Annotated in this window: 31 protein-coding genes; 16 read left to right on the top strand and 15 right to left on the bottom strand. The window is 70.9% G+C overall.

From position 1 onward, the window contains the following. Window positions 1–39: 39 nt before the first annotated feature. Together WG212_RS04845 and WG212_RS04850 are read right to left on the bottom strand one after the other, a co-directional pair. On the bottom strand, window positions 40–429 hold the full coding sequence (locus WG212_RS04845) for a type II toxin-antitoxin system VapC family toxin (protein WP_337185934.1): 390 nt from the start codon (window positions 427–429) through the stop codon (window positions 40–42). Further along, window positions 426–689 carry a type II toxin-antitoxin system VapB family antitoxin gene (locus WG212_RS04850; protein ID WP_337185935.1) on the bottom strand — a complete coding sequence of 88 codons (264 nt, stop codon included), beginning with the start codon at window positions 687–689 and terminating at the stop codon, window positions 426–428. The genes WG212_RS04845 and WG212_RS04850 overlap by 4 nt, the downstream gene beginning before the upstream one ends. A 66-nt stretch (window positions 690–755) precedes the next feature. Here WG212_RS04850 and WG212_RS04855 point away from each other — a divergent pair, with 66 nt between their 5' ends. Beyond that, a complete protein-coding gene (locus tag WG212_RS04855; protein ID WP_337185936.1) occupies window positions 756–2,165 on the top strand; it encodes an FAD-binding oxidoreductase in 1,410 nt (469 codons plus the stop codon). Here the strand turns inward: WG212_RS04855 and WG212_RS04860 are convergent. Continuing rightward, complete coding sequence (locus tag WG212_RS04860) at window positions 2,143–4,038, bottom strand: CHASE3 domain-containing protein (protein WP_337185937.1); 1,896 nt, start codon at window positions 4,036–4,038, stop codon at window positions 2,143–2,145. The two genes, WG212_RS04855 and WG212_RS04860, sit on opposite strands and share 23 nt — an antisense overlap. 104 nt (window positions 4,039–4,142) lie before the next feature. Between WG212_RS04860 and yaaA the strand changes: the two genes are divergently transcribed. Both yaaA and WG212_RS04870 read left to right on the top strand, forming a co-directional pair. Continuing rightward, window positions 4,143–4,949, top strand: a complete 807-nt coding sequence (gene yaaA, locus WG212_RS04865; RefSeq protein WP_337185938.1) for a peroxide stress protein YaaA — start codon at window positions 4,143–4,145, stop codon at window positions 4,947–4,949. A gap of 1 nt (window position 4,950) precedes the next feature. Further along, window positions 4,951–5,754, top strand: a complete 804-nt coding sequence (locus WG212_RS04870; protein WP_337185939.1) for a 3-hydroxybutyrate dehydrogenase — start codon at window positions 4,951–4,953, stop codon at window positions 5,752–5,754. 2 nt (window positions 5,755–5,756) lie between these two features. Here the strand turns inward: WG212_RS04870 and WG212_RS04875 are convergent, their stop codons facing one another. Together WG212_RS04875 and WG212_RS04880 are read right to left on the bottom strand one after the other, a co-directional pair. After that, window positions 5,757–6,161, bottom strand: coding sequence for a type II toxin-antitoxin system VapC family toxin (locus WG212_RS04875; protein ID WP_337185940.1), 405 nt, complete (start codon window positions 6,159–6,161; stop codon window positions 5,757–5,759). After that, window positions 6,158–6,427 carry an AbrB/MazE/SpoVT family DNA-binding domain-containing protein gene (locus tag WG212_RS04880; protein WP_337185941.1) on the bottom strand — a complete coding sequence of 90 codons (270 nt, stop codon included), beginning with the start codon at window positions 6,425–6,427 and terminating at the stop codon, window positions 6,158–6,160. Before WG212_RS04880 ends, WG212_RS04875 begins: the two co-directional genes overlap by 4 nt. A gap of 130 nt (window positions 6,428–6,557) precedes the next feature. Here WG212_RS04880 and WG212_RS04885 point away from each other — a divergent pair, with 130 nt between their 5' ends. Next, window positions 6,558–7,538 carry a nitronate monooxygenase family protein gene (locus tag WG212_RS04885; RefSeq protein ID WP_337185942.1) on the top strand — a complete coding sequence of 327 codons (981 nt, stop codon included), beginning with the start codon at window positions 6,558–6,560 and terminating at the stop codon, window positions 7,536–7,538. 6 nt (window positions 7,539–7,544) lie between these two features. On the opposite strand, the gene WG212_RS04890 is transcribed toward WG212_RS04885, so the two are convergent. Further along, on the bottom strand, window positions 7,545–8,105 hold the full coding sequence (locus tag WG212_RS04890; protein ID WP_337185943.1) for an ACT domain-containing protein: 561 nt from the start codon (window positions 8,103–8,105) through the stop codon (window positions 7,545–7,547). A gap of 79 nt (window positions 8,106–8,184) precedes the next feature. After that, window positions 8,185–8,760, bottom strand: coding sequence for a YbjN domain-containing protein (locus tag WG212_RS04895; protein WP_337185944.1), 576 nt, complete (start codon window positions 8,758–8,760; stop codon window positions 8,185–8,187). 127 nt (window positions 8,761–8,887) lie between these two features. Here WG212_RS04895 and WG212_RS04900 point away from each other — a divergent pair, with 127 nt between their 5' ends. The 4 genes from WG212_RS04900 (at window position 8,888) to WG212_RS04915 (ending at window position 12,240) form a co-directional block, all read left to right on the top strand. Continuing rightward, window positions 8,888–9,853 (top strand): SPFH domain-containing protein, encoded by a 966-nt coding sequence (locus WG212_RS04900; protein ID WP_337185945.1) that lies wholly within the window; start codon window positions 8,888–8,890, stop codon window positions 9,851–9,853. 5 nt (window positions 9,854–9,858) lie between these two features. Then, on the top strand, window positions 9,859–10,320 hold the full coding sequence (locus tag WG212_RS04905) for an NfeD family protein (RefSeq protein WP_337185946.1): 462 nt from the start codon (window positions 9,859–9,861) through the stop codon (window positions 10,318–10,320). A 154-nt stretch (window positions 10,321–10,474) separates the two neighbouring features. Then, a complete protein-coding gene (locus tag WG212_RS04910) occupies window positions 10,475–11,788 on the top strand; it encodes a hypothetical protein (protein ID WP_337185947.1) in 1,314 nt (437 codons plus the stop codon). A gap of 161 nt (window positions 11,789–11,949) precedes the next feature. Then, the gene (locus WG212_RS04915) at window positions 11,950–12,240 is read left to right on the top strand and encodes a DUF1330 domain-containing protein (RefSeq protein WP_337185948.1); all 291 of its coding nucleotides are present in this window, start codon (window positions 11,950–11,952) and stop codon (window positions 12,238–12,240) included. A 12-nt stretch (window positions 12,241–12,252) separates the two neighbouring features. Here WG212_RS04915 and WG212_RS04920 read toward each other — a convergent pair whose 3' ends face one another. Continuing rightward, a complete protein-coding gene (locus WG212_RS04920) occupies window positions 12,253–12,675 on the bottom strand; it encodes a SufE family protein (protein ID WP_337185949.1) in 423 nt (140 codons plus the stop codon). A 44-nt stretch (window positions 12,676–12,719) separates the two neighbouring features. Then, window positions 12,720–13,415 (bottom strand): HAMP domain-containing sensor histidine kinase, encoded by a 696-nt coding sequence (locus WG212_RS04925; RefSeq protein ID WP_337185950.1) that lies wholly within the window; start codon window positions 13,413–13,415, stop codon window positions 12,720–12,722. A 232-nt stretch (window positions 13,416–13,647) separates the two neighbouring features. Here WG212_RS04925 and WG212_RS04930 point away from each other — a divergent pair, with 232 nt between their 5' ends. Further along, complete coding sequence (locus WG212_RS04930) at window positions 13,648–15,294, top strand: HAMP domain-containing sensor histidine kinase (protein WP_337185951.1); 1,647 nt, start codon at window positions 13,648–13,650, stop codon at window positions 15,292–15,294. 13 nt (window positions 15,295–15,307) lie between these two features. On the opposite strand, the gene WG212_RS04935 is transcribed toward WG212_RS04930, so the two are convergent. Beyond that, window positions 15,308–16,159 (bottom strand): hypothetical protein, encoded by an 852-nt coding sequence (locus tag WG212_RS04935; RefSeq protein WP_337185952.1) that lies wholly within the window; start codon window positions 16,157–16,159, stop codon window positions 15,308–15,310. A 168-nt stretch (window positions 16,160–16,327) separates the two neighbouring features. On the opposite strand from WG212_RS04935, the gene WG212_RS04940 reads away from it, so the two are divergent. Then, on the top strand, window positions 16,328–16,660 hold the full coding sequence (locus WG212_RS04940) for a DUF1491 family protein (protein ID WP_337185953.1): 333 nt from the start codon (window positions 16,328–16,330) through the stop codon (window positions 16,658–16,660). Here WG212_RS04940 and WG212_RS04945 read toward each other — a convergent pair. From WG212_RS04945 to WG212_RS04960, 4 genes are all read right to left on the bottom strand, one after another. Continuing rightward, window positions 16,657–18,198, bottom strand: a complete 1,542-nt coding sequence (locus tag WG212_RS04945; protein ID WP_337185954.1) for an acetolactate synthase large subunit — start codon at window positions 18,196–18,198, stop codon at window positions 16,657–16,659. The two genes, WG212_RS04940 and WG212_RS04945, sit on opposite strands and share 4 nt — an antisense overlap. Beyond that, window positions 18,195–19,967, bottom strand: a complete 1,773-nt coding sequence (locus tag WG212_RS04950; protein ID WP_337185955.1) for a feruloyl-CoA synthase — start codon at window positions 19,965–19,967, stop codon at window positions 18,195–18,197. Before WG212_RS04950 ends, WG212_RS04945 begins: the two co-directional genes overlap by 4 nt. A gap of 100 nt (window positions 19,968–20,067) precedes the next feature. Further along, window positions 20,068–20,319, bottom strand: coding sequence for a flagellar basal body rod C-terminal domain-containing protein (locus tag WG212_RS04955; protein ID WP_337185956.1), 252 nt, complete (start codon window positions 20,317–20,319; stop codon window positions 20,068–20,070). Window positions 20,320–20,380: 61 nt separating this feature from the next. After that, complete coding sequence (locus WG212_RS04960) at window positions 20,381–21,625, bottom strand: serine hydrolase domain-containing protein (protein WP_337185957.1); 1,245 nt, start codon at window positions 21,623–21,625, stop codon at window positions 20,381–20,383. Between the two features lie 167 nt (window positions 21,626–21,792). On the opposite strand from WG212_RS04960, the gene WG212_RS04965 reads away from it, so the two are divergent. From WG212_RS04965 to WG212_RS04975, 3 genes are all read left to right on the top strand, one after another. Further along, on the top strand, window positions 21,793–22,674 hold the full coding sequence (locus WG212_RS04965) for an alpha/beta hydrolase (RefSeq protein ID WP_337185958.1): 882 nt from the start codon (window positions 21,793–21,795) through the stop codon (window positions 22,672–22,674). 212 nt (window positions 22,675–22,886) lie between these two features. Further along, window positions 22,887–23,243: an aspartate 1-decarboxylase gene (gene panD, locus WG212_RS04970; RefSeq protein ID WP_337185959.1), complete on the top strand. Its 357-nt coding sequence runs from the start codon at window positions 22,887–22,889 to the stop codon at window positions 23,241–23,243. Between the two features lie 4 nt (window positions 23,244–23,247). Beyond that, the gene (locus tag WG212_RS04975; protein WP_337185960.1) at window positions 23,248–23,760 is read left to right on the top strand and encodes a hypothetical protein; all 513 of its coding nucleotides are present in this window, start codon (window positions 23,248–23,250) and stop codon (window positions 23,758–23,760) included. A 9-nt stretch (window positions 23,761–23,769) separates the two neighbouring features. Here the strand turns inward: WG212_RS04975 and WG212_RS04980 are convergent, their stop codons facing one another. After that, on the bottom strand, window positions 23,770–24,102 hold the full coding sequence (locus tag WG212_RS04980) for an STAS domain-containing protein (protein ID WP_337185961.1): 333 nt from the start codon (window positions 24,100–24,102) through the stop codon (window positions 23,770–23,772). Between the two features lie 149 nt (window positions 24,103–24,251). Here WG212_RS04980 and WG212_RS04985 point away from each other — a divergent pair, with 149 nt between their 5' ends. From WG212_RS04985 to WG212_RS04995, 3 genes are read left to right on the top strand one after another with little or no spacing between them, the layout of a single operon-like run. Beyond that, a complete protein-coding gene (locus WG212_RS04985; protein WP_337186063.1) occupies window positions 24,252–24,629 on the top strand; it encodes an ATP-binding protein in 378 nt (125 codons plus the stop codon). Between the two features lie 19 nt (window positions 24,630–24,648). Next, entirely contained in the window at window positions 24,649–25,101 is a 453-nt protein-coding gene (locus WG212_RS04990) for an SET domain-containing protein-lysine N-methyltransferase (RefSeq protein ID WP_337185962.1), read from the top strand. Next, a complete protein-coding gene (locus WG212_RS04995) occupies window positions 25,098–26,333 on the top strand; it encodes a diaminopimelate decarboxylase (protein ID WP_337185963.1) in 1,236 nt (411 codons plus the stop codon). The genes WG212_RS04990 and WG212_RS04995 overlap by 4 nt, the downstream gene beginning before the upstream one ends. Window positions 26,334–26,394: the final 61 nt, after the last annotated feature.

Below are 26,394 nucleotides of genomic sequence, written 5' to 3' on the forward strand. Positions count from 1 at the left end.
TCCGACCTTGGCAGAGGCCGCTCGCGTTTGGTCCGCTTCTCAAAGCGCCGAACGGACATCCGTGCGAGCGAAGTCGTCGCCCTTGTAGAGCAGCGGCGCGTCGAGCGCCTTGGCGAGGGCGTAGGCGAAGCAGTCGCCCAGGTTCAGGCGCGCCGGATGGCGCCCCTTGCCGTAGCGAAGGTAGGCGCTCAGGGCATCTGGCCCCAGGTGCGGCGCGTCGTATGGCGTGACCGCAAAGGCGTCCAGCCAGTCGGTCAGGCTGGCGGACTGGTCGATGTAGCCACGGCTGACGAGCACTGTGCCCGTTTCGACGAAGTTGACCTGCCCGATCACGGCGCGATCCGCCGCTTCGATGGCGGCGAGGTGGGCGCGCCAGTCGACCTCCTTGGCCGCAATGGCAATCAGCGCCGACGTGTCGACGACGATCATCTGTCGTCGTCACCATCTTCCCAAAGGGCGTCGAAGTCGGCCTTGGTGACGTTCAAGGGACGTTTGTCCAGGCCCGCGGCCTGCCGGAACCTCTCGTTCGCCGCGATCATCTCATCCAGGTTCGGCTTCCGCTTCGGCTGCGCGTCGGCCAGCGCCTTGTCCAGCGCCCCCTCCAGGGCCGCCGTGATGCTGAGGCCGCGCAGGCTGGCCAGTTCGCGCGCCTTGCGCTCGACCTCGGGATTCTTGATCAGGATCGCCATGGCGGCCTCCGGTATATACCGAAGTATATACTGGTGGGGCGCCGAAAGGAAGCGTAGGTTCCGGCCATGACCGCCCCCGTCCCCGCCGACGTGATCTCGCGCCTGAAGGCCGTGCTCGGGCCCGGCGGCTGGAGCGAGGACGCCGAGCGTATCGCGCCCAAGCTGGTGGAGTGGCGGGACCGCTGGATGGGCGCGACGTCGTTCCTGGCGTTGCCGAAGACGACCGAAGAGGTCGCCGCGGTCGTGGGGATCTGTTTCGAGGCCGGACAGCCGGTCACCGTCCAGGGCGGCAACACGGGCCTGGTGGGCGGCCAGATCCCGCAGGGCGAGATCCTGCTTTCCACCGAGCGGCTGCGGGCGATCCGCGACGTGGACGACCGCGACGACGCCCTCACCGCCGAGGCCGGCGTGACCCTGGCCGAGGTGCATGCCGCCGCCGCGGCGGTGCGCCGGCGCTTTCCCCTGGGCCTGGCGTCGGAGGGGTCGGCCACCGTGGGCGGCGTGGTCTCGACCAACGCCGGGGGCACCCAGGTTCTGCGTTACGGCATGGCCCGCAACCTGGTGCTGGGCCTGGAGGCGGTGCTGCCGAACGGCGAGGTCTGGAACGGGCTCAAGCGCCTGCGCAAGGACAACACCGGCTACGACCTGAAGCAGCTCCTGATCGGGGCCGAAGGCACCCTGGGGGTGGTGACGGCCGCGGCGCTGAAGCTCTATCCGGAGATGGTCTCGCGCGCGGTGGCCTTCATCGGCGTCGGCGCGCCGGCCGACGCCATCGCGTTGCTGGCGCGGGCCAAGGACGAGACGGGGGGGGCGGTCGAGGCCTTCGAACTGATGGGGCGGATGGGGATCGACTTCGCGCTGCGCAACATCGCCGGCACGCGCGACCCGCTGGCCGCGCCGCATCCCTGGTACGTGCTGGCCGAGTTCGCCTCGGGCGAGCCGGGATCGGCCGAGGCGGCGATGGAGCGGTTCCTGGCTGCGGGCCTCGACGACGGGCTGATCCGCGATGCGACTGTGGCCCAGACCGAGGCGCAGGCGAAGGCTCTGTGGGGGATCCGCGAGAACCAGTCGCCGGCCCAGAAGCCGGAAGGCGCGACGTGGAAGCACGACGTCGCGGTGCCGGTGAGTCAGGTCCCGGCGTTCCTGGCCGAGGCCGACGCCGCCATGCGGGCCTTCGCGCCGGGGGCGCGGATCGCCGCCTTCGGCCATGTGGGCGACGGCAACATCCACTACGATGTCCTGCGGTCCGACGGCGGGTCCGACGCCGAGCATGTGGCGCGGCGGGACGCGGGCTCGCGCATCGTCCACGACATCGTGGCCCGCCTGGGCGGCTCGATCAGCGCCGAGCACGGCCTGGGCGCGATGAAGACGGCCGAGGCCGCGCGCTACAAGAGCGAGGCGGAGCTTTCCGTCCAGCGGGCGATCCGCCAGGCCCTGGACCCGAAGCGGATCCTCAATCCCCGCGTCCTGTTCTGACGTCCCGGCTTCCGGCGTCCTCGTCCATCACCTGGCGGATCTTGAAGGCGAGCTGCTCGACGGTGAACGGCTTGGCCAGGAAGGCCACGTCGGCGTCCAGCATGCCGTTGTGGACGATGGCGTTGCGCGTATAGCCGGTGGTGTAGAGCACCTTCAGGCCGGGCCGCGCCTCCAGCGCCCGGTCGGCGAGCCGCCGGCCGTCCAGGTCGGGCATCACCACGTCGGTGAACAGCAGGTCGACGCGCGCCTGGAGGCCCAGCTCCGTCATGGCCTGCCTGGCGTCCGCCGCCTGGGCGACCGAGTAGCCGAGCTCGCGCAACGCATCGACGCTGAAACGCCGCACGCGTTCGTCGTCCTCCACCACCAGCACGACTTCGCCGCCGCGGGCATGGGGCAGTTCGCCGAGGGGACGCGGGGGGTTGTCCTGGCTTCTCGGCTCGCCGGTGTTGCGGGGCAGGTAGACCTTGATCGTGGTCCCGACGCCCGGCTCGGAATAGATCTTCACGTGACCCCGGGACTGCTTCACGAAGCCATGCACCTGGCTAAGTCCCAGCCCCGTTCCGCGGCCCACGCCCTTGGTGGTGTAGAACGGATCGAAGGCGCGCTCGATGACCTCGGGCGGCATGCCGCTGCCGGTGTCGGTGACCGAGATCATCACATATTGCCCTGCGGCCACTTCCGTGTTGGCGGCGGCATAGGCGTCGTCGAGGTGCGTGTTGGCCGTCTCGATGGTCAGCTTGCCGCCTTCCGGCATGGCGTCGCGGGCGTTCACGCACAGGTTGACGATGGCGTTCTCGAGCTGGGCGGGGTCGGCGAAGGTGCGCCACAGGCCCCCCGCCAGCACGGTTTCGACCCGGAGGTTCTCGCCGATGGTGCGCCGGAGCAGTTCGGACATGCCGCCCACCAGCTTGTTGACGTCGAGTACGCGGGGATCGAGCGGTTGCTGACGCGAGAAGGCCAGCAGGCGCGAGGTGAGCTGGGCGGCCCGGTCGGCGCCTTCCAGCGCGTTGTCGATGCAGGCTTCGGCCTTCTGCGGGTCGGTGGTCAGCCGACGCTTGGCCAGGTCGAGCGAGCCGATGACGATCGCCAGCATGTTGTTGAAATCGTGTGCGATCCCGCCGGTGAGCTGGCCGATCGCCTGAACCTTCTGGAACTGGCGAACCTGAGCTTCGGCTGCCTCGCGTCCGGCGATCTCGGCCTTGAGTTCGGCGTTGGCCTTCTCCAGCGACCCGCGCGCCGTCTCGGTCGCCCGCAACCGTCTCCGCCCGTCGGCGAAGACGAACACCCCCAGCACCACCACCAGGCCAGCGGCCAGCATCTGCCCGCCGCGGACAAGAAGGGCCTGGCGCCCGGAGCGTTCGACGCGGCGTTCCAGGAGCGCCGCCTCCTGGGCCTGCATCCGCAGGATGATCTCTCTCACCTGGTCCATCGCCGCCCGGCCCTTGACCAGCCCGGCGAGAAGGGGGACTCCGGTCTCGCCCGGCCTGTGACCCTCGACCTTGAGGGTGAGGAGGTCCATGCGGGTGCGGATCGCGGACTTCAGGGCGGCCATCTCGGCCTGCTGGGACGGGTTGTCGGAGATGCCCGCCGCGAGGGTCTGAAGCTCGCCGTCGAGGACGGAGATGGCCCGCCGGTACGGCGTGAGGAAGCCGACGTCGTTGGTCAGCAGAAAGCCGCGCTGGCCGGTCTCGGCGTCCTGGACGATCGACAGCACGGACGCCAGTCGCATCTCGACGGCCAGCGTGTGCTGGACGAGCCTTTCCGAGCGGCTCTGTTGCTCGCCCAGCCACAGCGTGGTCGCCACGATCACGACGAGCACCGCGAACCCCGACAGCAGGGCGAACAGCGGGCGATCGGTTCGAACGGGACGCATGGCGCACTCTTTGCCGACCCTTCCCGGACAGGCAACCCACAGGGGTCCGAATGCGGCCGAGGCGGTCTTGGCGCCGGAGCCAAGTCGCGGCTAAGGGAACAGCGATGCTGATCGTGCTCTCCCCGGCCAAGGCGCTGAACTTCGACGCCGGGCCGGACTCCGCGCCCCTGACCGCGCCCCAGATGACGGGTCACACGGCCGAACTGGCGAAGGCCGCCAGGAAGCTTCGCGTGGCCGACCTGAAGCGGATGATGTCGCTTTCCGACAGCCTGGCGAAGCTGAACCGGGACCGCTTCCAGGCCTTCGATCCCGAGAGCGAGGCCGGAGTGCAGGCGGCCTTCGCGTTCAACGGCGACGTCTATCTCGGCCTCCGCGCCCGAGAACTGGATCGCAAGGCGCTGGCCTGGGCGCAGGACCACGTGCGCATCCTGTCGGGCCTCTACGGGGTTCTGCGACCGCTCGACGCGATCCAGCCGTACCGCCTGGAGATGGGCGTGCGGATGAAGACGCACCGGGGCGAGAGCCTCTACGACTTCTGGGGGCCTCGCATCGCCGAGAGCCTGAGCGCGGCGGCCGAAGGCCACAAGGATCCGACGCTCGTGAACTGCGCCAGCGAGGAGTACTTCGGCGCGGTGGACCGCAAGGCGCTGACGCTGCCGCTGGTCTCGTGCCGGTTCCTCGAGGAGAAGGACGGCGAGGCGCGGGTGATCTCGTTCTTCGCCAAGCGCGCCCGCGGCGCCCTGGCCCGCTTCGCCATCGAGGGGCGTGTCGACCGGGCCGCGGACCTCCGGGCCTTCGACCGTGACGGCTACACGTTCCGGTCGGAACTTTCGAACGACACGCTCTTCACCTTCTCCCGACCCCAGCCGCCGCCGCCCAAGCCGGCGAGCCGCCCGCGCAAGGAGGCCTGACATGGCCGTGGACTTCCGCCTCGACGGCCAGGCGGCCGTCATCACCGGCTCCACCAGCGGCATCGGCCAGGGCATGGCCCAGGCCCTGGCCGCCCAGGGCGTGAGCGTGGTCCTGAACGGTTTCGGCGACGCCGCGAAGATCGAGGCCGACCGCGCCGCCATGCAGGCCGCCGGGCCCGTCGGCGTCCGCGTGCTCTACCACGGCGCCGACATGACGAAGCCCGGCGAGATCGCCGATCTGATCGGCTTCGCGCATCGCGAACTGGGCCGCCTGGACATCCTGGTGAACAACGCCGGCATCCAGCACGTGGCCGCCGTGGACGAGTTTCCCGACGAGAAGTGGGACCAGATCATCGCGATCAACCTCTCCTCGGCCTTCCACGCGACCAAGCACGCCCTGCCGCTGATGAAGGCGCAGGGGCGCGGCCGGATCGTCAACATCGCCTCGGCGCACGGCCTGGTCGCCTCGCCGTTCAAGTCGGCCTATGTGGCGGCCAAGCACGGGGTGGTGGGTTTCACCAAGTCGACGGCGCTGGAGGTGGCCCGCGCCGGAATCACCGCGAACGCCATCTGCCCCGGCTATGTGAAGACACCCCTGGTCGAGATGCAGATCGGCGACCAGGCCCGCACGCGCGGCATCTCGCCCGAGCGCGTGGTGGAGGAGGTGATCCTGGCCGCCCAGCCCAACAAGGCGTTCGTTGAGTACGATCAGCTCGCGGGCCTGCTGCTCTACCTGGTCTCGGACCTCGGCGCCTCGACCACGGGCGCCGCGCTGACCATCGACGGCGGCTGGACGGCGGCCTGAGGTCAGCCGCCGCCGGGAATCTCGGCGCGATGGCCCTGTTCGGAGAGGCGTCGGACGGCGTCCCGATCGAACGACAGGAACGTGTCGCCGCCCAGCCATTGGCCTGTGTGCTGGATGACGCCGTCGGCGAAGTCTCCGCCCCCGTCGAGCATCGCCAACCCCGCTTCGACCGCGGGCCGGTCGACGACGATCCGATCGATCTCAAGAAGGGTCTGGATCAGGATGGACACTTCGCGTGTCGTCTTGCCGTATCCGCGCCTCAGCACCCATACGAGCTCGCACAGGACCACGATTGACAGGGCGATGACCTCGGCGCGCGCGAGGGCTTCGCGGGCCATCTCGCCCTGGTGGGGGTCGTCGTCCAGGATCGCACGAGCCAGGACGTTGGTGTCGACGGCGATTTTCACGGACGGCCCGACCAGCCGTCCGCGATGATCTCGTTCATCTCCTGGACCGAGAGCGGTTCCGGCCGCGTCGACTTCAGCATGCCGAAGATCTCCTCGATCGGGCGCGACGGCCCCGAGGCGCGGACTTCGATCCGGCCGCCGGGCAGCTTCTCGACCTCGATCCTGTCGCCCGGTCGGGCGCCCAGGTGCGACAGGACTTCGCGATTGAGGGTCACCTGACCCTTGGACGTAATCTTCAGCGTCGACATGGCGTGAAGGTAAGGCAAATCTACCTTTCCGACAACCTCGGCGGCCGGCAGACGATTCCATACGGCGATCCCGCCTGACCTCGCGTCATGGTTTTCAACGATAACCTGGGGCGCCATCCTGTCCGCAACGAACGGGAGGACCGACGAGATGACCCTGCGCACGCCGCTCTGCGACCTTCTGGGGGTCGAGCATCCGATCATGCTGGCCGGCATGGGCGGGGTGTCCTACGCCGAACTGGCCGCGGCCGTCTCGAATGCCGGCGGCTACGGGGTCCTGGGCATGGCGGGCCGCCCGCCGGAGTTCATCCGCGAACAGATGCGCCTGGTGCGCAAGCTCACCGACAAGCCCTTCGGCGTCGACCTGCTGGCCGCCTCGCCGGAAAGCCTCACCGCCTCGGTCGAGATCATCATCGAGGAAGGCGCCTCGTCCTTCATCGCCGGCCTGGGCGTGCCCATGCCGATCATGGAGCGGCTGAAGAAGGCGGGCCTGAAGGTCATGGTCGTCTGCGGCGCGGTGAAGCATGCCGTGAAGGCCGAGCAGGCCGGCTGCGACGCCGTCATCTGCCAGGGCGGCGAGGGCGGCGGCCATACGGGCCTCGTCGGCACCCTGCCGCTGGTGGCCCAGGCGGTGGAGCAGGTGAAGATTCCCGTGGTGGCCGCCGGCGGCCTCTACGACGGCCGGGGCCTGGCCGCCGCGCTCAGCCTGGGCGCCGTGGGCGTCTGGATGGGCACCCGCTTCATCGCCTCCCAGGAGGCGCACGCCGGCCAGATGTACCGGGACACCATCCTCGAGGCGACGGACGAGGATACCGTCCGCACCCGCTGCTATTCGGGCAAGCCGATGCGGGTGAAGAAGAACCCCTACGTCGCCGACTGGGAGAGCCGGCCGCAGGATATCCAGCCCTTCCCACAGCAGGCGATGCATTCGTCGAAGGCCGGGGTGATGGGCGGCATCGGCGGCCAGCTCGAAGGCCTGGACGCCGACAGTTCCTGCTTCGCCATGGGCCAGTCGGCGGGCGGCGTCCGCGACGTGCCGCCGGCCGGCGAGATCGTGAAGCGCATCGTCGCCGAGGCCGAGGCTGCGATCGACCGGGTGGCCGCGATCCGGAAGGCTGCGGTCCCGGCCTGACGACGCTCAGCGTCCCCCGGGTCCCCCAGGTCCTTCAGCGGCGGGCGTCAGCGCCAGGTCCACCATGATCTCGGCCGAGATGGCCTCCAGCGCCGCAGCCACCTCGGCCGCGGGCAGGCCCGGGGGCAGGCGCAGGCTGGCGTCCATATGGAACAGCGGCGCGCCGGAATGAGGTTCGGCCGTGATCCGGGTGTCGAAGGCCTCGATGTTGACCTCCAGCGTGCTGAGCACGGACGTCACCTGCCGCACGATGCCCGGCCGGTCCTGGCCCACGAGGCTGAGGCTCAGGGCCTCGCCACCGGCATCGGCCGCGTCGACCGCGGCGGCGATGCGCACCTCGAGCCCGCCCTGGAGGTCCCCTTGGCTGTCCACCGCGCGCACGGCGTCGCGCAGGCCGTCGATCCTGTCGGCCTCGAGTTCGACGAGCACCGAACCGACATACAGTCCGCCGAGCCGGCTGAGATGACTTTCCAGCCAGTTGCCGCCAGCCGACAGGACGGCCCCGGCGAGCGCCTCCGTGAGGCCCGGCCGGTCGCTGCCGATCACGCTCAGGATCACCGAAGGCATGTGGAACTCGCTGCTGACGTCCGGCTACGGTAGCAGACGAGACGTCCGGCGCGAGCCTTGCAATGTCCGGCGGCCGGTCTCACGCCGCGTTGGCGAGATAGGCGACGGGGTCGCGTGAGAAGTCGTAGGCGTCGGAGAGGCATCCCTGCCACGCCAGGAGTTCGTTCGACGCGTCGTCGCGGCTCATGGTGCGGGACAGGAGGGTCGAATAGAGCACGTGCGGAACGCCGGCCCGGTCCTGATACAGGCGGCACATCACCGAGGTCTGGTTGAAGCCGTTGACCTGGGCCGCCGTCGCGGCGCCCTTCGGCAGGGCGGCGTCCAGCAGGACGGCCCGGCAGGCGCGCCCCTGCGCGTTGCAGCCGGCGAACTGCATCGAGAACGTGGCCGCTGTCGACGTCACGGCGATGAAGACGGCGTCGTCCTCCTTGCGGCTGGTCTGGACCTTGGCGCCGGCGGCGCTCAGCACGTCCATGAGACCCTGCGGATTGGTGGCGTCGAAGGCGGTCGGGGCCGCCGCTGGCCGAGCCGCGGCTTTCGGGGCCGGAGCCTTCGGACCCGGGGTTTTCGGGGCGGCGGTCTGGGCCTGGGCCGAGCCGGCGGCCAGCGCCAGGGCGAGGAGCAGGATGGAAGCCGGGAGGGGGTGGTTGATCATGGCGGAGCGCTAGCAGACCTCCGATTGCGGCGCGAGCGTGACACGGGGATCTGCGGCGCGTCGGGTTTCCGTGGCGGCGGGGCCCGCGCGAAGGTAGAGTTTCGCCGAACGAGGCGGGAGGGACGAGATGGGTATGACGATCGCCGGCATTTTCCTGGTGCTGGCTGCGTTCGTGGCGTTCGGCGCCATCAAGATCGTGCCGCAGGGGCGCGAGTTCACCGTGGAGCGGTTCGGCCGCTACACCCGCACCCTGAAGCCGGGCATCAGCTTCCTGACGCCGTTCGTGGAAGGCGTCGGCCGGCGGGTGAACATGATGGAGCAGGTGCTGGACGTGCCGCGCCAGGAAGTCATCACCAAGGACAATGCCGTGGTCCAGGTCGACGGCATCGTCTTCATCCAGGTGATGGACGCCGCGGCCGCGGCCTACCGCGTGGACAATCTCAACTACGCCATCGCCCAGCTCGCCATGACCAATCTTCGGACCGTGGTCGGCTCGATGGAGCTGGACGAGGTGCTCTCGCAACGCGACGCGATCAACACGCGCCTGCTGAACGTCATCGACGAGGCCACCAGCCCGTGGGGCGTCAAGGCGGCCCGGATCGAGATCAAGGACCTTCAGCCGCCGCCGGACATCACCAACGCCATGGCCCGCCAGATGAAGGCCGAGCGCGAGCGCCGCGCGGTCATCACCGAGGCCGACGGCGAGCGCGCGGCGGCCATCGCCCGCGCCGAGGGCGCCAAGCAGGCCGCGATCCTGGAGGCCGAGGGCCGCCGCGAGGCCGCCTTCCGCGACGCCGAGGCCCGCGAGCGCGAGGCCGAGGCCGAGGCCAAGGCGACCGAGATGGTCTCCAACGCCATCGCCGCCGGGGACGTGAACGCCATCAACTACTTCGTCGCGCAGAAGTACGTCGAGGCGTTCGCCCAGCTCGCAAGGAGCCCGCAGCAGAAGACGGTCATCGTGCCGGCCGAGATGGGCGCCCTGGTGGGCACCGTCGGCGGGATCGGGGAACTGGTGAAGACCATCAACGCCGAGAGTCCGCCCCCCCGGCCACAGGCCCGGGGCCGGGGCGCCGTGCCCTCGACCGGAGCCTGATCGGGATGGGCGTCCTGACCGACCTCTATGCGGCCCAGCCGTTCTGGGTGTGGGCCGGCCTCGCGGCGGCGCTCCTGGCGGTGGAGGTCGGCACAGGAACGGGGTGGCTGCTGTGGGCTTCGGCGTCCGCCGCGGTGACGGGCGCCGTGGTGGGGCTGGTGGACATCTCCGTCCCCACCGCCCTGCTGGTCTTCGCCGTGCTGACCATGACCTCGGCCCTGCTGGCGCGCCGCTACCTGCCGCGCCGCGTGCTGGCGTCGTCGGACGGCGACATCAACGACAACATCGGCCGCCTCCTCGGCCGGCGCGGCGATGTGGTCCAGGCCTTCAAAGGGGGTTCCGGCCGCGTCTTCGTGGACGGCAAGGAATGGGCGGCCGAGGTCTCGGACGACGACGCGTTGGAGGCTGGCGCCCATGTGGAGATCGTGGGTGTGGAGGGCGCAAGCCTGAAGGTGCGGCGGACCTGAGGAGTCCGCCAACCTAAGCCGTTGGAATAACGTCACACTTCGGCCCGGTTCGTCGTTCATCTTGACCGCCGCGACATCGCGGCGCTTATGTGCGCCCGAACCCCCGGCCCCAACCCCCCGGACCCCACGGGTCACGATCCAGGAGAGAGCAAAGGTGAAGACGCCCAAAGCAGTCGGGCTTGCGATGGCGATGGCGGCCGCGTTGCTGGTCCCCGCCGCCGCCGTGTCGCAGGGCAAGAAGCCCGCGAGTATTCCCGAAGCGGCCCGCAAGACCGGCATGGCTCAGGCCCCGGCCGTCGTGCAGGCGGCAGGCCTCACCTGTGAGGTGTCCGACGCCCGCCTGATCGGCGAGGACAAGAAGGCGAAGACGTCCTACTTCGAAGTCGCGTGCGCCCCCGGCGCGATGGGCTATGTGCTGCAGAAGCCGGCCGAGGGCGAGGTGACGGCCTATAGCTGCATCGAAGCGAACACCCCCCCGGCGCCGGGCCAGGCGCCGTCGGCGCCCTGCCTGCTGCCCGCCAACGCCGATCCCAAGCTGGCGCTGCAGCCGATGCTGAAGACGGCGGGCGTGGAATGCCTGCCTGAACAGGCGCGTGGTATCGGCCAGACCAAGACCAACACCTATGTGGAAGTCGCCTGCCAGGGCGGCGCGGGCTACATCGTCGTGGCCAGCGCGCCTTTCGACAGCGGCAAGCCGGCCCAGGCCCAGAGCTGCCTGCTGTACGACGAGGCCGAGTCCAACATCAAATGCACGCTCACCGATCAGGCCACCCGCCTGGCGGTCATCGACAAGTATGTCACCCAGGCCGCCAACGGCTGCGTCGCCAAGGGAAAGCGCTTCGTGGGCGTGGCCCGCGACAACTCCACCTACTACGAGGCCGCCTGCGAGGACGGCAAGGGCTACATCTACAAGGTCGCCGCGACGGGCGCGCTGGACGAGACGATCGAGTGCGCGAAGGCGACCCAGATCCTGGGCGGTTGCACCCTGACCGACGCCCGCCAGGCGCAGACCGAGCAGGCTTCGCTCTACACGCGTCTGGTCGCCAGCGCGGGCGCCAAGTGCGAAGTCGACAGGTACGCCCTGTTCCCGGCCAAGGCTGGCGAAGAAGTGGCCGAGCTGGTCTGCAAGGACGGCTCCGGCGCGATCCTGATGTCGAAGGCCGGCCAGAAGAGCCAGGTTGTGGATTGCGGCCGCGCGCCGGTCGCCGGCTACAAGTGTTCCATGGGCACGGACAAGGGCCTGCAGAACCTCACGGCGGACCTCAAGAAGTTCAACTTCAACTCGTGCGAGGTCTCGGACTATCGGGTCGTCGGCAAGACGGACAAGGGCACGACCTACGTCGAAGTCGCCTGCGCCGACAAGCTGAAGGGCTACGTGATCGAGTATCAGAGCACGCCGTCCGTCTCGGCGATCGGCGCCATCGGCTGCGCCTTCGCGGGTAGCTGCAAGCTGCCCACCAACACCTGACCGGACGTCGTTCCGGCGGTCGACGAGGGCCCGCGGCGCAAGCCGCGGGCCCTTTGCTTCGCGGCCGCCCCCGCGATCGAACCTCGCGATCGAGTTGGGGCTTGGCGGACGTCGCGTGAGGGTCGCGAGGTTGCCGGCTCCCATCCGAGGAGAGCGCCGCGATGCCCGCCTACGTCATCTTCATCAAGAACCGGACCGTCGACGCCGACGAGCTCAAGACCTACAGCCAGAAGGCCGCCGCCGCGCGCGGCGACCATCCGGTCAAGCCCCTGGCCTTCTACGGGCCGCTGGAAGTGCTGGAAGGCGATGCGGCCGAGGGCGTGGTCCTGATCGAGTTCCCCGACAAGGCCGCGGCGAAGGCCTGGTACGACAGTCCCGCCTACCAGGACGCCAAGCAGCACCGCCTCAAGGGCGCAGACTATCGGGTCATCCTGGCCGAAGGCCTGGGTTGAGGCGGAGGGGGCTCAGGCCTTCGCCAGTTCGGCGTCGCGCCGGATGCGGGCCACCATCGAGGCCAGGCCGTTCGATCGCTGCGACGACAACGCGCCCGAGAGGCCGAGGCCGTCGATCGCCGCCTTGACGTCGAAATCGAGGATCTCGGCGGCAGGCCGGCCGGAATAGAGCCGCAGCAGGATGGCGATCAGGCCGCGTACGATGTGGGCGTCGGAGTCACCCCGGAAGCTCAGCGTTCCGTCGTCCTGCGGTTCGGTGACCAGCCAGACCTGGCTCGCGCATCCGCGCACCTTGTTGGCGTCGCTGCGCTCGGCGTCGGTAAGGGCGGCCAGGTCGCGGCCCATCTCGATCACATACCGGTAGCGTTCCTCCCAGTCCCCCAGGAGGTCGAACTCGTCGCGGAGCTCGGCGAAGGCGTCGTCGATGGCGGCCATGGCCCGGGCGACTTAAGGGCCGGCGCGTCCGGGCGCAACCGCCGTCAGTCCGCGGCCGGCAGTCGCGCCGTTGCGGTCAGGCCTTCGCCCGTCGCCGAGCTCAGGGACAGGCGGCCGCCCATGGCGATGCAGGTCAGTTCGGCGATGGGCAGGCCCAGCCCCGCGCCCTCGCTCTTGCGGGTCAGCGCATTCTCGCCCTGCTCGAAGGGCGCCATCAGCCGGATCAGTTCGGCGGCCTCGACGCCGTCGCCGCAGTCGCGGATCGTGATCTCGACCGTGTCGCCCGTCCGGGCGGCCGCGACCGTCACCTGGCCACCGTCGGGCGAAAAGACGACGGCGTTGTGCAGGAGTTGCATGAGGAGCGTGCGCAGACCGCGATGGTCGGCCATCACCTGGGGCAGAGCGTCCGGGTCCGTCACGGCGACCGTGACGCCGCGCGCCGCCAGTTCGGGCCCAAGGTTGGCCAGGACGTCGTCCAGGGCGGCCTCCAGCGACTCGGGCGCGGGGTCGAAGTCGATGGCTCCGCCCTCCAGGCGCGCGATCTCCAGCACCTGATTCACGAGTTTCAACAGCTTCTGGCCGCTGCCGTGGATGATCGCGGCATATTCCTTGTACTGGGACGCTCCCAGGGGGCCGTACAGTTCCGAGGTGAGAATCTCGGAGAAGCCCAGAATGGAGTTCAGTGGCGTGCGCAGTTCATGGCTGACCATGCGCAGGAACGAACGTTTCCGTTCGTCCATGGCCGCCTCGAGGCGTGCGCGTGCGCGTGTCTTCGCGCCGGAAGGAAGGTCGGCCTCTTGAGCCATGCAACGGCGTACGCCCGGTCGACTGGAAGCCGCAAGGTGACGCATGCCGCTTACGAAAATCTTTCGGGCGATCGCAGCCGGCGTGGCCGGGTCGTCCGCTCGCGCGAATCCGCCTTCGCCGCTAAGGTCGGCCGGCGGACCTGACGGGGGTTCCTGAGAGATCGAGATGGCCCGGGCCGGAGCAAGATCCGAGATGGCGCGCCGCCGCAGGGATGCGGCGTTCGGCGCCGTCTGGCACGGCGCCTGGCTGGCCGCGGTCGCGGCCGCGGCCGCCGGTCTGCTGCTCCTGGGCCTGTCCCCGGACGATCCGGCGATCCTGGCGCTCGCCATCGGAGGCCTGGGCGCGCTGGCCGGCGCGGCGCTGTGCGCCTTCGGAGGTCGGGGCCAGGCCGCGGCCGTGCTCGTATGGGGATTCGCCGGCGCGGGCGCCTGCCACCTTACCGGCGGGATCGCAGGGCCTCTGGCCGCCTGGTGCCTGGCGCCGGCCGCCGCCGCCACGGCCTTCCGCAGCCGCGACCTGATCGCCCTGGGCGCCGCGGCGGCTCTTGCCGCGGCGGCGGTCTCGGCGTTCGACTCCACACTGCTGGCCCTGACGGCGGCGAACCCGGCCGCAGTTCCGTGGCTCAGCCTCCTGGCGCTGGCCACGATCACGCTCGGATTCGCGGCCGGCCTCGTGGCGCGGCAGGGCGCCGGCCGCCGCGACGAGGCGCGCCGGGCGCGGGCCGAACAGATCCTGGAGTTGATCGAGGGCCAGCCGCTGTTCTTCGCGGTGCTCGATCGCAGCGGCCGCATCCTCTCGGCCGCAGGTTCCGTCGTCGCAGGTTTCGCTCCGCGCCACATGGAGGGGCGTAGCCTGGGCCATATGGTGGCGGAGGCGGAACTGCCCGTCCTGGCCGCCGCGCTCCATACCGCCGCCCAGGCCGGCGACGCCAGCCTCTACGCGGCGCCCCCTGGCGATCCCGACGGCTGGCTGGAGATCACGCTTCGCGCCACGCTCTCGGGCCGGATCGTGGCCGCGGTGCGCGACGCCAGCGGTCAGCTCGCCCGCGAGCGCCGGCTCGAGGCCGAACGCGTGACCGCCGAGCAGCAGAACGCGGGCAAGTCCCGCTTCCTGGCCAACATGAGCCATGAACTCCGCACGCCGCTGAACGCCATCATGGGCTTCTCCGACATCATGCGGCAACGCCTGTTCGGCCCGCTGGGCGACCGCTATGCCGAGTACGCCGAGCTGATCCACGAGAGCGGGACGCACCTGCTGGAGCTGATCAACGACGTGCTCGACATGTCCAAGATCGAGGCCGAGCGCTTCGAACTGGCGATCGAGACCTTCGACGCCCGCGATGCGGTCTCGGCCGTGCTGCGCCTCATGCGGGGGCAGGCCGACCGGGTGGGCGTGAACCTGCGCGGCGTCCTGCCGATCACGCCCCTCCAGGCCGAGGCCGACCGGCGCGCGGTGAAGCAGATCGCCATGAACCTGATCTCGAACGCCCTGAAGTTCACGCCCCGCGGCGGCTCGGTGACGGTCACGGTCCAGGGCCGGGGCGACGTGCTGGAGCTGATCGTGGCCGACACCGGCGTGGGGATCGCCCAGAACGATCTGGACCGCCTCGGCCGGCCGTTCGAGCAGGCCGGCGACGCCGAGCAGCGGGCGGGCGGCTCGGGACTGGGCCTGTCGCTGGTCCGCGCCTTCGCCCGCTTGCACGGCGGCGACATGAACGTGGAGAGCGCGGTCGGCGAGGGCGCCACCTTCACCGTCCGTCTGCCGGTCCTGGGCGCCACGACCGAGGCGGAGCCTCTGCGCCGCCAGGGTTGACCCGGACGGCCGCCTACCGCGCCGCGACCTGCAGGAAGGCGCGGCCGGCGGCGAAGTCGCCCACCTCGACATAGGCGGTTCGTACCCGGTCTCCGGGGAAGAGGAACTCGACCGCGATCGCTTCTCTCGGGTCCAGTTCGGCCAGCGCCTGAGCGGCGGCGGCCGGGAAGCGGAACGCCCAGCCGCTGGCGGCGCCCTTGGGCAGAAGCTCGGTCTCGGCGCCCGCGCGGGCCTCGGCCATGTAGGCGTGAGTGGCGGACCGCGGCGGCAGCTTGCGCGCCAGCGGCTGGTTCGTCGCGCCGGGCAGGTACGGCCCGAACGTCCGGCTTCCGTCGCGCATCACCAGGCGGGCGGCGTACGGCGTGCGCTTGTCCGCGAAGTTGGCGACCGCCACCAGGGCGCTGGACCCCTCGCGCCCGGCCAGGCCGAACACCATGCGGTTCGAGCCGAAGTCAGCGCTCTGGGCCAGTCGCCAGCGGGCTGCGCGGCCCACCCCACGATCGGCCTGCCAGGCCGAGACATCTCCGCGGTAGGTCATCCGCGTGACACGCTGGTAGGCCGAAAAGGCGTCCTCCACGCGGGCGGCCGCGCTGGCGACGGATGCGCCGTCGCAGGCGAACCGGGCCGCCCGGCTGCGGGCGTCGCGGGCGACGGCGTCGAGGGTGCGGTTGTCGGAGCCGGCGCGCAGGGCCGCGCCCCGCGCCTGGGCCGCGCCTGCGGCCAGGGCCGCCGACACGCCGGGCGTGAACAGGTTGCAGCGGTCGTCGACCGCGCTCATCACCATGCGCTCGAAGAACAGGTCCGCCGGCTGCGCCCGCGCAGCCCCCGGCGCCGCGATCGCGGCGCAGACGAAGGCCAACCCCATCCACCGAGACGCTGGGCGCGCGCTTCTGCGCGGGCTCGTCATGCGTCCACCACCTTGCGCGGCCTTGGTGGCCGTCTGATGGAGCGGCTTAACGAAGCGTCCTTTCGTTCGGCTTTATGAGCGGGGTTAACAATTCCTCCCGCCCGCCGGACGCGCTAACTCCAGCCCATGCTGCTTTCCACCGACATCTGGGTCGGCGCCCTGATCCGCCGCGCCGAACTTGGCGGGGGCTTCGGCGTCGTGGCGCGCAAAGGCGATCCGCGGGCCGGCGCCGTCCTGGTCAAGGTGCTGAACCGGTCGGACGGAACGGCGCGGCTGCTGGCCGAAGCGACCCGCGGGGACGGCGAGCGCGTCTGGATGGAGCCCGCCGCCTCACGCGAGGAGCCCGACCTCGATCGTTACATCGAGCGTGCCGTCCGTATCGATCCCGACGTCTGGGTCGTCGAGATCGAAGATCGCCAGGGCCGTCATTTCCTGGTCGAACCGGTGGAGGGCGGCTAGATCTTCGCCTCGATGAACATGGGGCCGCGCTGGTTCATGGCGCCCGCGAACGCCGCATCGAAGGCCTCGCCGGTGTCGCAGCGCACGGCCGGAAGGCCCAGCCCCTTGGCCAGCGACACCCAGTCGACGTCGGGCTCGCCGAGGTCGAGCAGCTTGCGCGCCGACGGGCCGGCCTGACCGGCGCCGGTGCGCTCCATCTCGACGTTCAGGATGCGGTAGGTGTGGTTGGCGAAGACCACGACGGTGATGTCGAGGTTCTCGCGGGCCATCGTCCACAGGGCCTGGACCGTATACATGGCCGCCCCGTCGCCGTTGAGGCTGAGCACCTTGCGGTCGGGTGCGGCGACGGCCGCCCCGATGGCCAGCGGCAGGCCGATGCCGATGGCGCCGCCGGTCAGCGCCAGGTGATCGTGCGGCCGGGCTGTCGCCGTGGCCGCCGCCACGCCGCCGCCCGAGGTCACGGCGTCGTCGCAGACGATCGCGCCTTCGGGCATATGCCGGGCGATGGCGATCCCCGCGAGATAGGCGTTGAGGCCGCCGGTCGGCGCGGCGTCGGGCAGGGTGAGCGGCTGGGCCGGGCCTTCGGCCGGCGCGCCCAGGGCGTCGGCGAGGGCGGCGAGGCCCGCCGCGGCGTCCTCGTTCCGTTCGGCGAGGGTCAGCGTGGCGCAGCCCTCCGGGACCAGCACGCTGGGCCGGTCGGGATAGGCGAAGAAGGCGACCGGGACCGTCGTGCCGACCAGCACCATCAGGTCCACGCCTTCCAGCTCGGCCAGCGCCATCTCGCCGAAGTACTGCATCTTGCGCGGCGTGAAGCCGCCGGCGCCGCGCGGCTGGCGCGCCACGAAGGTGTCGGTGAAGACCTCGATCCCGGCCGCCTTCAGGCGGGCGGCCGCCTTCAGGGCCTCGGCCCGGCACGCCTGGCCGCCGAGCAGGACGACCGGCTTTTTCGCGGCCTTCAGGGCGCGGGCGGCGTCGTCGACCGCCCGGCCGGAGGGGGCCGGCCGCTGGGGCCGCTGGGCGATGACGGGCTCGCCGGTCGCGGGCAGCCAGGCGGAGTCGGCGGGCAGGACCAGGCTGACGGGGCCACCCGGCGGGCCGTAGCTGGCGGCCACCGCCTCGGCGGTCAGGGTCGCCACGCTCTGGGGTGTGTCGGCGGACTTCGCCCAGATCGAGTTGGGCGCCACAAGGGTGGCGATGTCGGAGTTCAGCGGCGCGTCGTACTGGCGGTGATAGGTGGCATGGTCGCCGATGACGTTGACGATGGGCGTGTAGGCCCGGCGTGCATTGTGCAGGTTGGCCACGCCGTTGCCGTAGCCGGGACCCAGGTGCAGCAGCGTGCAGGCCGGCTTGTCGGCGATGCGGCCGTAGCCGTCGGCCGCGCCGGTGGCGACGCCCTCGAACTGGCACAGGACCGGCCGCATGGCGGGCGCGCCGTCCAGGGCCGCCACGAACTGCATCTCGGATGTGCCGGGGTTGGCGAAGCAGGCCGTGACGTCGTTGGCCAGCAGGGTCGCGATCAGGGCGTCGGCGCCGTTCATTCGAACTCCATCACGTCTGGGGGGGCGGGGTCGGCGAAGAGCCGCGTGACCGCGTCGGCGCGGAGGGTGCGCGCCAGGCTCTGGGCGATGTAGCCCTTGTCGGTGATCTCGCCCGCGCCCGCGCTGGGCGGGTCGGGCAGGACCAGGGCGCGCGCGACACGGCCGCCGGAACCCTTGGCCCGGGCATTGTGGACGGCGACGCCGGCGCGGACGGCGGCCTCGATGTCGGGCCGGGCCATCGTCGGGTTGGGATAGAGCAGCAGGCCCACGCGGTCCTGGTTCTCGCCGCAGACCACGGCGTCGGTGACGGCGTCGCCGATGGCGCCGATGACGCCGATGCGAAGTTCGCCCACCATCACGAAGGTGCCCGAGGCGAGCTTGAAGTTCTCCGACAGCCGGCCGTCGTAGATCAGCCCGGCCTCGGGATCGGACGGATCGACGAACTTCGCCGCGTCGCCGATGCGATAGTAGCCTTCGTCGTCGAAGGCGGCGGCCTCGGGGCGGCCCAGATAGCCCTCGGTCACCTGCGGCCCCTTCACCCGGAACTCCAGCTTGCCGGCCTCGGGCACGAGCCGCACCGAGGTGCCCGGCAGGGGCAGGCCGATCATGCCCATGCGGGCGTTGGGCCAGTGGACGTTGCTGGCCGTCGGGCCGGTCTCGGTGGCGCCGTATCCCGAGCCGAAGCTGATCCGCTGGCCGATGGTGCGCACGGCCACGGCCTGGATGCGGTCGGCCGTCGCCTGGCCCAGGGCGGCGCCCCCATACTGCATCAACCGCACGCGCGAGAAGAACGACCGGGCCAGGGCCTCGTCGCGCTCCAGCGCCTCGGCGAACAGCATCCAGGCCGCGGGGACCATGTTCTGATAGGTGGGCGCCACCTCGCGCAGGTTGCGGATCGTCTCGCCGAAGCGGGCGGCAGTGGGCTGGCCGGCGTCGATGTAGAGCGAGCCGCCCCTGTGGGCGGAATAGTGAAGGATCGCATTGGCGCCGAGACTGTGGCTCCAGGGCGCCGAATGCACCATCACCGGCGGGTCGGGGTCGTCGAAGCACGCTGTGATCTGGGCGGCGTTGGCGCTCATGGCCCGGTGGGTGTTGATCACCGCCTTGGGCAGGCCCGTGGAGCCTGAGGTGAGCAGATACTTGGCGTGTTGCTCGGGCCGCGCCGTCGGGGTTGTCGGCGGGCCGCGATACAGGTCGTCCAGGGTGATGTCGCCCGGCCGGGCTCCGGCCGCGGCGATGACCGGCAGGCCGGCCAGGACGCCGGCCGACAGGCCGTCGGCGAAGAGGGCTGCCTCCTCGGTGAACACGGCGGCGGGGTTCAGGACCTGGCAGGCGTGGGCCAGGCGCGAGAGGTTGGCGCCGGCCAGGCCGTACTGCGGCGAGACCGGGGCCACGGGAAGGCCCTGGCCCATGGCCGCATAGGCGACGAGCGCGTGCTCGATATGATTGCGGGCGAGGATCAGCAGCGGACGGTCGCCGACGACGCCCAGCCCCCGGAGGCCCCCGGCCAGGGCTCCTATGCGCTCCCAGGCCTCGCCGTAGGTGACCTTGCGCCAGCCCTCGCCCGAGCGTTCCGCCAGCCAGATGCGGTCGGGGGCGGCCTCGGCCCAATGGGCGAGGCCGGCGGTGACCGTCTGGAACGTGGCGTCATAGGGCGTGGGATTCGAGAGGATGAACTCGCCGCCGGGGCGCGCCTCGACCGTCAGGCGGCGCGGCGCGTAGCGGGGATCGCGGAACGGTGCGGCGGCGACGTCGACTTCGGCATCCATGGGGCGTGACAGTTACGGGCCGCCGCGCGGGAAGGGAAGCGGCGATATGCGAGTGTCCCGCCATCCGGTGATCGCCGTGATCGCGGCCCGCGCCGCCGTCCTACCTCGTCTGCAACTGCAGCAGCGAGTCCCACATGTCCTGGGCGAAGCGGATCACCGACAGGTTGGCCGAAAAGGCGTGCTTGGCCTGGACCATGTTGACGATCTCTCCGGCCACGTCGACGTCCGCCGCGCCCTGGTCGTCCCTGCCCTGGCCGTCCATGCTGCGCATGCCGGCGATCTGCTCGGCCGAGGCCTCGAAGCGGCGCGTGGCCGCCATCAGGCCGTATCGGGCGGTGGAGATCGGGTCCATGCGCCCGAGCGTGCGCCCCCGCAGGTTAACGCGGGGCGCACGGGCATGGTGAACAGGACGCCTATCCGAGGGCGGCGTAGACCATCTTCTGGAACATCGGGCCGCCGATGCGGCCCGTGGGCCGCTGGCCCTGCATCGCCGTCACCGCCTCGGGGCCGAGCGGCATGGAGTCCTGGATCAGGTAGACCAGGATCATGTCGTTGGCGGGATCGGCCTGCCACCACGTCCCGAAGGCGCCCGGCCAGCCGAAGGCCCCCGCCGCGCCGGCGCCCATCCATTCGTGCTTCTGGGCGTCGAGGATCGTCGACACGCCCAGGCCGAAGCCCTGGCTCAGCCAGAAGGGCATGCCCAGGAACGTGTGTTCGCGCTGGGCCTCGCTCAGCCGGTTGGCGGTCATCAGGTCGAGGGTCTCGGGCTTCACCAGCCGCACGCCGTCCACCTCGCCGCGGCCCAGCATCATCCGCGCGAACTTCAGGTAGTCGTCGGCCGTGGAGATCAGGCCGCCGCCGCCGGCCTCGAACGCCGCCGGCGTGTCGGTGTGGGACAAGGAGACGTCCTTCAGCGGCGAGCCGTCGATGTTCGCCTCATACAGCTTGGCCAGCCGGCCCCGCTTCCCGGGCGCCAGCCAGAAGCTGGTGTCGGACATGCCCAGGGGATCGAAGATCCGCGCCTTCAACACCTCGCCCAGCGGCTTGCCCTCGATGCGCGCCACCAGGAAGCCCAGCACGTCGGTGGCGTGGCTGTAGTGGAAACGCTCGCCCGGCTGGTAGCTGAGCGGCAGTTCGCCCAGCGCCTTGAGCCAGGCGTCCGGCGTGAGTGAATTCACCAGCGGCGAGCCCAGCTTGGCCTCGTGCGCATGCGCGATGGGCCCCATCGAGGTGAAACCGTACGCCAGGCCCGCGCGGTGGGTGAAGAGGTCCTCGACCGTGATGTCGCGCGCCGCGGGGACGGTGTCGTCCAGCGGACCGGCGGGGTCCTTCAGGACGCGCATGTCCTTGAACTCGGGCATCCAGCGCGTGATCGGGTCGTCGAGGTCGAGCTTGCCTTCCTCGATCAGCATCAGGGCCGCGATCGACGTGACCGGCTTGGTCATCGAGGCGATCCGGAACAGGGTGTCGCGCTCCATCGGCAGACCGCCGCCGATGTCACGCTTGCCGATCGCCAGGGACTGGACCACCTCGCCGCCGCGCCACACGAGGGTGACCATTCCTGAGAGCGCGCCCTGGTCGACCAGCCCCTGCAGGGCCGGCGCGACCGCGCCCATGACCTCGGCCTTCAACCCTTCGCCTGCTTGCGCTCCGTCCACCGGGCGTCCTCCTTATCGCTGTTCACCTTTATACCGCAGGCCGCCGCGCCGGGCGTCAAGGGCCACGCTGCGGAGCTTGCGTCCCGGTCGCGGGCCGGACCGTATCCCCGCGGGGTGGCGCAGGTGCTTGCACGAGGCCGCCGGGATTCGTAGCTCAGGGTGGTCCCATGCCGCCGCCGATCGTGACCAAGCGCCTGACGCTCGCCGTCGCCCCAGCCGCCCTCCTGGGCGCGATGACCGCCGCCTGCACGCCGCTGGGCCTCTTCGCCACCCTGTCGCCCAAGGACCCTTCGGTCGTCGGCGTGCGGGGCGCGGCCTACGGACCGCACCCTCGCCAGCGCCTGGACGTCTATGCGCCCCGGGACGCTCGCGGCGCGGCGCCGGTGGCGGTCTTCTTCTACGGCGGCTCGTGGGATTCGGGTCGCCGGCAGGACTACAACTGGGTCGGCCACGCCTTGGCCGCACGGGGTTTCGTGACGGTGGTGGCGGACTACCGGATCTATCCCGAGGTGACCTATCCCGGCTTCCTGGAGGACGGCGCCCTGGCGGTCCGCTGGGCCGTGGACAACGCCGCCGCCCATGGCGGCGACCCGGGCCGCATCGTCCTGGCCGGTCATTCGGCGGGCGCCTACAACGCCGTGATGCTGGGGCTGGACCGTCGGTGGCTGGCGTCCGCCGGGGTCGATCCGTCGGCCGTCCGCGCCGTCGCGGGGCTTGCCGGGCCCTACGACTTCCTGCCGATCGCCAGCCCCATAACCGAGCGGATCTTCGGGGCGACGCCCGACCTGCCGGCGACCCAGCCGGCGGCCCATGTCCGTGCGGACTCGCCGCCCGCCTTCCTGGCCACGGGCCTGGACGACGAGATGGTCTGGCCACGCAATACAAAGCGCCTGGCGGCGAAGCTGCGCGAGGCCGGCGTGACGGTGGAGGAGCGCCACTATGCCAATGTCGATCACATTCGCATCATCCTGGCCTTGTCGCGGCCGCTGCGGGGGCGAGCCCCGGTGCTGGAGGAAATGACCGCCTTCCTGCGTCGCCACGCACGCTGAGGACGATGCTGCGGCGCGGCGAGGGCAAGGCATTGCCGCCCCGCCCCGCGCGAAGAGGCCGGCCCGCGGAAGCGTACGCCGTAAGGTGTGCGCTGTTCCGCTTGCCGCAACGTCAATCGCGCGGCGCCGCCACATTGAACGCGGGTGGCCCCGAGCGTATATGCGCGGCGCCCTGCACCCGGGGCGGCAAGCTGCAAGGACGTCGGACGCCCATGTTGCTCACCCTGATGAAGGCCAAGCTGCATCGCGCCACGGTCACCCAGGCCGACCTCGACTACGAGGGCTCGATCTCCATCGACCGCGATCTCCTGGACGCCTCGGGCATCCTCCCGCACGAGCAGGTGGACGTTCTGAACATCACGAACGGCGCGCGGTTCACCACCTACGCCATCGAAGCGCCACGCGGTTCGCGTGTGATCGGCGTCAATGGCGCGGCGGCCCGCCTGGTGCAGGCTGGCGACAAGGTGATCGTGGTCGCCTATGGGATGCTGCCGGCCGAGGAGGCGCGCAACTATGCCCCGACGGTGGTTCTGCTGGGCGACGGCAACGAGATCAAACAGGCGGCCTGAAGCGGTGGGCCTCGGCGCGGCGGCCGTCCTGGCCGTCGCGGCCTGCTCCCCCTCGGCGCCGCCCGGTGTGGACCGCGACCGGCTGGACTCGGCCGTATCGCGCGCGGTGGGCGACCCCAACACCTGCGTCCTGATCGGCGAGGCGGGCGGCGGGCGGCAGCTCTATCGCTACAACACCCATACGGCCTGCGAGCGCGAGCTGCCGTCGTGCGAGGGGGCGGGATCGCTGAAGGCGGCCGACCTCCTGCGGCGCGTCGCCCGCGACGGTCGAGCGGTCATGACGAGCTGCAACACCGTCTCCGACGCCTCGCGCGGGGTCGGCTGGGCGGCCGGCCCGATCGAGGGGACCCGCTTCGTCTACGCCGCCGTCATGGAGGGCGACCGGGCCTTTCCGGGGCGCATGATGGCCGACCGGCTGGAGGGCGTGTTCCGACGCGCCGGGGTCTCGAAGGCCGGGGTCTCGAAAGCCGGGGTCTCGAAGCCGGCGGACGCCCCGGCGGATTCCGGCAGCCCCTGATCGGCGCCGTCAGGCGACCTGGGCGATGGCGTCCTCCACGTCGGCCGCCAGGGTGAAGATGCTGGTGAAGCCCGAGATGTCGAACACCTCGCGCACCGATTCGGTCAGCCCCGACAGCGCGAACTTCTTGCCGCCCGCCCGCGCCGCCTTGGCGCCGATCAGCAGCACGCGCAGGCCGGCGGAACTGACATAGGGCACCTGGGCCAGATCGAGCACGACGCGCTCGTGCGCCTGGATGCGCGCGGGCAGCACCGCCTCCAGCGCGCTGGAGGTGTTGGAATCCAGCCGTCCGTCCAGCGCGACGACCAGAACGTCGTCCCGGGTCTGTTCGGTGATCTGCATGGGCGCCGCGCCTCCCCTCGGAACCAGTATCGGAGCGTTTGCCTTGTTCCGCCAGCCGTCTAGATTGGCCGGGTCTGATCCACGTGGGCGATATGGCTGCTCGATTCTCCCATACGCTCACGGGCGGCAAGACGGACTTTCCGGCCCTCATGGCGGCGCTTGAAACGCATCTCGAGGCATCCGGCGCGCCCCCTGCGGCCGTAAATGCGGTCATGATCGCGATCGACGAACTGGTGACGAACGTCCTCGGCCACGGCGGCGCCCGCCGCGTCACCGTTAACGCGGACGTGGCGAACGGGCGGATCGGGGTCGAGATCCAGGACGACGGCGCCGCGTTCGACCCTCTCTCCGCCGACACGCCCGACACCACCGCCTCGGTGGACGCCCGCAAGGTGGGCGGCCTGGGCATCCATCTGGTGCGTACGATGATGGACGAGGCCGCCTATGCGCGAAGAGGCGATCTTAACTTGTTTCGGTTCTCCAAGACCTATGATGAAGCTTCAGCGTCCCGCGGAGCCGCGGGCTAACGATCGTCTCAGGGTTGTCATGGGGCCGGCCACGGAGATTGCAGAACCGCTCGAGGTCCTGGAGACCGACTGCGGTTACGGCCTGGGGGTCCGGAGCCTCGCGGGCTGGCGCGCGGGCGACGTCGTGCACCGTTTCTCGGGGGTGGTCGGCGCCGAGCTCAAGCAGCACACCCTGCAGGTGAACGAGCACATGCACATCTCGGGCACGCGCTACATCGGCTACCTGTCGCATGGCTGCGATCCCAACTGCCGGCTCGACATGTCGCGGTTCGAGATGGTGGCGCTGAAGGACATCGCCGCGGGGGACCTCCTCACCATCGACTACGCCGCGACCGAGGACCGGCTGTTCCGCCAGTTCGCCTGCCATTGCAGCGCACTCACCTGCCGGCGCTGGATCACCGGCCGCGCCGAGGGCGCCGACGCTGACGGGCGGGCCTACCTGGCGAGGTTGGCGCCGGAAACCGCCGCGTGAGCGAGGCCGCGCGCCGGGCATCCGATCCGGCCTTCTGGTGGACGCGGGACGATCTCGCCTATGTCGACGGGCGACTGGTGTTCGCGGGCGTCGACGTCGCCGCAGCGGCGGACGAGGCCCTGGACCCTCTCTACCTCTACAGCGCGCCGCGCGTGGGCGAGAATCTGGATCGCCTGGCCGGCGCCCTGAGCGCGCTGCCGGGGCCGGCGCGCGTCTACTACGCCATGAAGGCCAACCGCTTCATTCCCTTGCTGGAGACGATGGCGCGGCAGGGGCGCTGCGGCGTCGACATCTGTTCGCCCGACGAGATGGATCGCGCGCTTGCGGCGGGGTTCGCGGCGCAGGACATCTCCTTCACCGGCACGGGCGTGTCCGACCGCGACCTGGACCGGCTGCTGGCGCACCCGGACCTGCACATCAACTGCGACAGCGTCAGCATGATCCGCCGCATCGGCGCCCGGGCGCCGGGCCGCGCCATCGGCCTGCGGGTGAACCCCGAGCGGGGCGTGGGCTATGGCGGCAGCGCGCGTCTCACCTACGCCGGCGCCGAGGTGACGAAGTTCGGTGTCTATCGCCCGCAGTGGCCGGACGCCGTCGCCGCCGCGCGGGCGCACGGCCTGCGCCTGACCACGCTGCACTTCCACGTGGGCTGCGGCTACCTCGACCGGGAACTGGCCGACTGGGAGGCGGCCGTCGAGGCGGCCCTGGAGTTCCTCGATCTCGCACCCGACGTGACGACCGTGAACGTCGGCGGCGGCCTGGGCCTGCCGCAGCAGGCGAACGACGCCCCACTGGACCTGGCGCGGTGGGCCGCGGTGATCGCCCGGCGGATTTCGGCGCGCGGCCTCTCCGTGGCGGTGGAGCCCGGCGACTACCTCGTCAAGGACGCCGGTCTGCTGGTGCTGGAGGTGACCGACGTGGAGGTGAAGCGCGACGAACTCTTCGCCAGCGTCGCGGGCGGCTTCAACCTAGCCCCCGAACCGGCGCACTACGCTCGGCCGTGCGCGCCGCTGGCCTGCGTGCTGCGCGAACCCGATCCGGGCCGGTGGCGGCCGACGACGGTGGCGGGCAACATCAACGAGGCGCTCGACATCTGGGCGCGGGGCGCGCCGCTGCCGCCGCTGGCGGGCGGCGACAGGATCGCCCTGCTGCATACCGGAGGGTACGGAGCCTCGATGAGCTCGAACCACTGTATGCGCGGCGCCACGGTCGAGCGCCTTCTGTACGGCTGAGCTTGGCGCCAAGGTTCCGTTAAGTGTCCGGCATGCTGATTGTCCGCTCGAAACGGAAGGA

Origin of the sequence: Phenylobacterium sp., assembly GCF_037189685.1 — a bacterium.
Classification (GTDB): Bacteria; Pseudomonadota; Alphaproteobacteria; order Caulobacterales; family Caulobacteraceae; genus Phenylobacterium.

Bases quoted from the DNA above. Each gene is read 5' to 3' on its own strand.
- WG212_RS04940 (WP_337185953.1), top strand. From the start codon at position 16,328: ATGCTGCTTTCCACCGACATCTGGGTCGGCGCCCTGATCCGCCGCGCC.
- WG212_RS04850 (WP_337185935.1), bottom strand. From the start codon at position 689: ATGGCGATCCTGATCAAGAATCCCGAGGTCGAGCGCAAGGCGCGCGAA.
- WG212_RS04885 (WP_337185942.1), top strand. From the start codon at position 6,558: ATGACCCTGCGCACGCCGCTCTGCGACCTTCTGGGGGTCGAGCATCCG.
- WG212_RS04905 (WP_337185946.1), top strand. From the start codon at position 9,859: ATGGGCGTCCTGACCGACCTCTATGCGGCCCAGCCGTTCTGGGTGTGG.
- WG212_RS04860 (WP_337185937.1), bottom strand. From the start codon at position 4,038: ATGCGTCCCGTTCGAACCGATCGCCCGCTGTTCGCCCTGCTGTCGGGG.
- WG212_RS04945 (WP_337185954.1), bottom strand. From the start codon at position 18,198: ATGAACGGCGCCGACGCCCTGATCGCGACCCTGCTGGCCAACGACGTC.
- WG212_RS04980 (WP_337185961.1), bottom strand. From the start codon at position 24,102: ATGCAGATCACCGAACAGACCCGGGACGACGTTCTGGTCGTCGCGCTG.
- WG212_RS04855 (WP_337185936.1), top strand. From the start codon at position 756: ATGACCGCCCCCGTCCCCGCCGACGTGATCTCGCGCCTGAAGGCCGTG.
- WG212_RS04985 (WP_337186063.1), top strand. From the start codon at position 24,252: ATGGCGGCGCTTGAAACGCATCTCGAGGCATCCGGCGCGCCCCCTGCG.
- WG212_RS04915 (WP_337185948.1), top strand. From the start codon at position 11,950: ATGCCCGCCTACGTCATCTTCATCAAGAACCGGACCGTCGACGCCGAC.
- WG212_RS04890 (WP_337185943.1), bottom strand. From the start codon at position 8,105: ATGCCTTCGGTGATCCTGAGCGTGATCGGCAGCGACCGGCCGGGCCTC.
- WG212_RS04930 (WP_337185951.1), top strand. From the start codon at position 13,648: ATGGCCCGGGCCGGAGCAAGATCCGAGATGGCGCGCCGCCGCAGGGAT.
- WG212_RS04955 (WP_337185956.1), bottom strand. From the start codon at position 20,319: ATGGACCCGATCTCCACCGCCCGATACGGCCTGATGGCGGCCACGCGC.
- WG212_RS04965 (WP_337185958.1), top strand. From the start codon at position 21,793: ATGCCGCCGCCGATCGTGACCAAGCGCCTGACGCTCGCCGTCGCCCCA.
- WG212_RS04950 (WP_337185955.1), bottom strand. From the start codon at position 19,967: ATGGATGCCGAAGTCGACGTCGCCGCCGCACCGTTCCGCGATCCCCGC.
- WG212_RS04935 (WP_337185952.1), bottom strand. From the start codon at position 16,159: ATGGGGTTGGCCTTCGTCTGCGCCGCGATCGCGGCGCCGGGGGCTGCG.
- WG212_RS04925 (WP_337185950.1), bottom strand. From the start codon at position 13,415: ATGGACGAACGGAAACGTTCGTTCCTGCGCATGGTCAGCCATGAACTG.
- yaaA (WP_337185938.1), top strand. From the start codon at position 4,143: ATGCTGATCGTGCTCTCCCCGGCCAAGGCGCTGAACTTCGACGCCGGG.
- WG212_RS04870 (WP_337185939.1), top strand. From the start codon at position 4,951: ATGGCCGTGGACTTCCGCCTCGACGGCCAGGCGGCCGTCATCACCGGC.
- WG212_RS04900 (WP_337185945.1), top strand. From the start codon at position 8,888: ATGGGTATGACGATCGCCGGCATTTTCCTGGTGCTGGCTGCGTTCGTG.
- WG212_RS04990 (WP_337185962.1), top strand. From the start codon at position 24,649: ATGGGGCCGGCCACGGAGATTGCAGAACCGCTCGAGGTCCTGGAGACC.
- WG212_RS04845 (WP_337185934.1), bottom strand. From the start codon at position 429: ATGATCGTCGTCGACACGTCGGCGCTGATTGCCATTGCGGCCAAGGAG.
- WG212_RS04895 (WP_337185944.1), bottom strand. From the start codon at position 8,760: ATGATCAACCACCCCCTCCCGGCTTCCATCCTGCTCCTCGCCCTGGCG.
- panD (WP_337185959.1), top strand. From the start codon at position 22,887: ATGTTGCTCACCCTGATGAAGGCCAAGCTGCATCGCGCCACGGTCACC.
- WG212_RS04920 (WP_337185949.1), bottom strand. From the start codon at position 12,675: ATGGCCGCCATCGACGACGCCTTCGCCGAGCTCCGCGACGAGTTCGAC.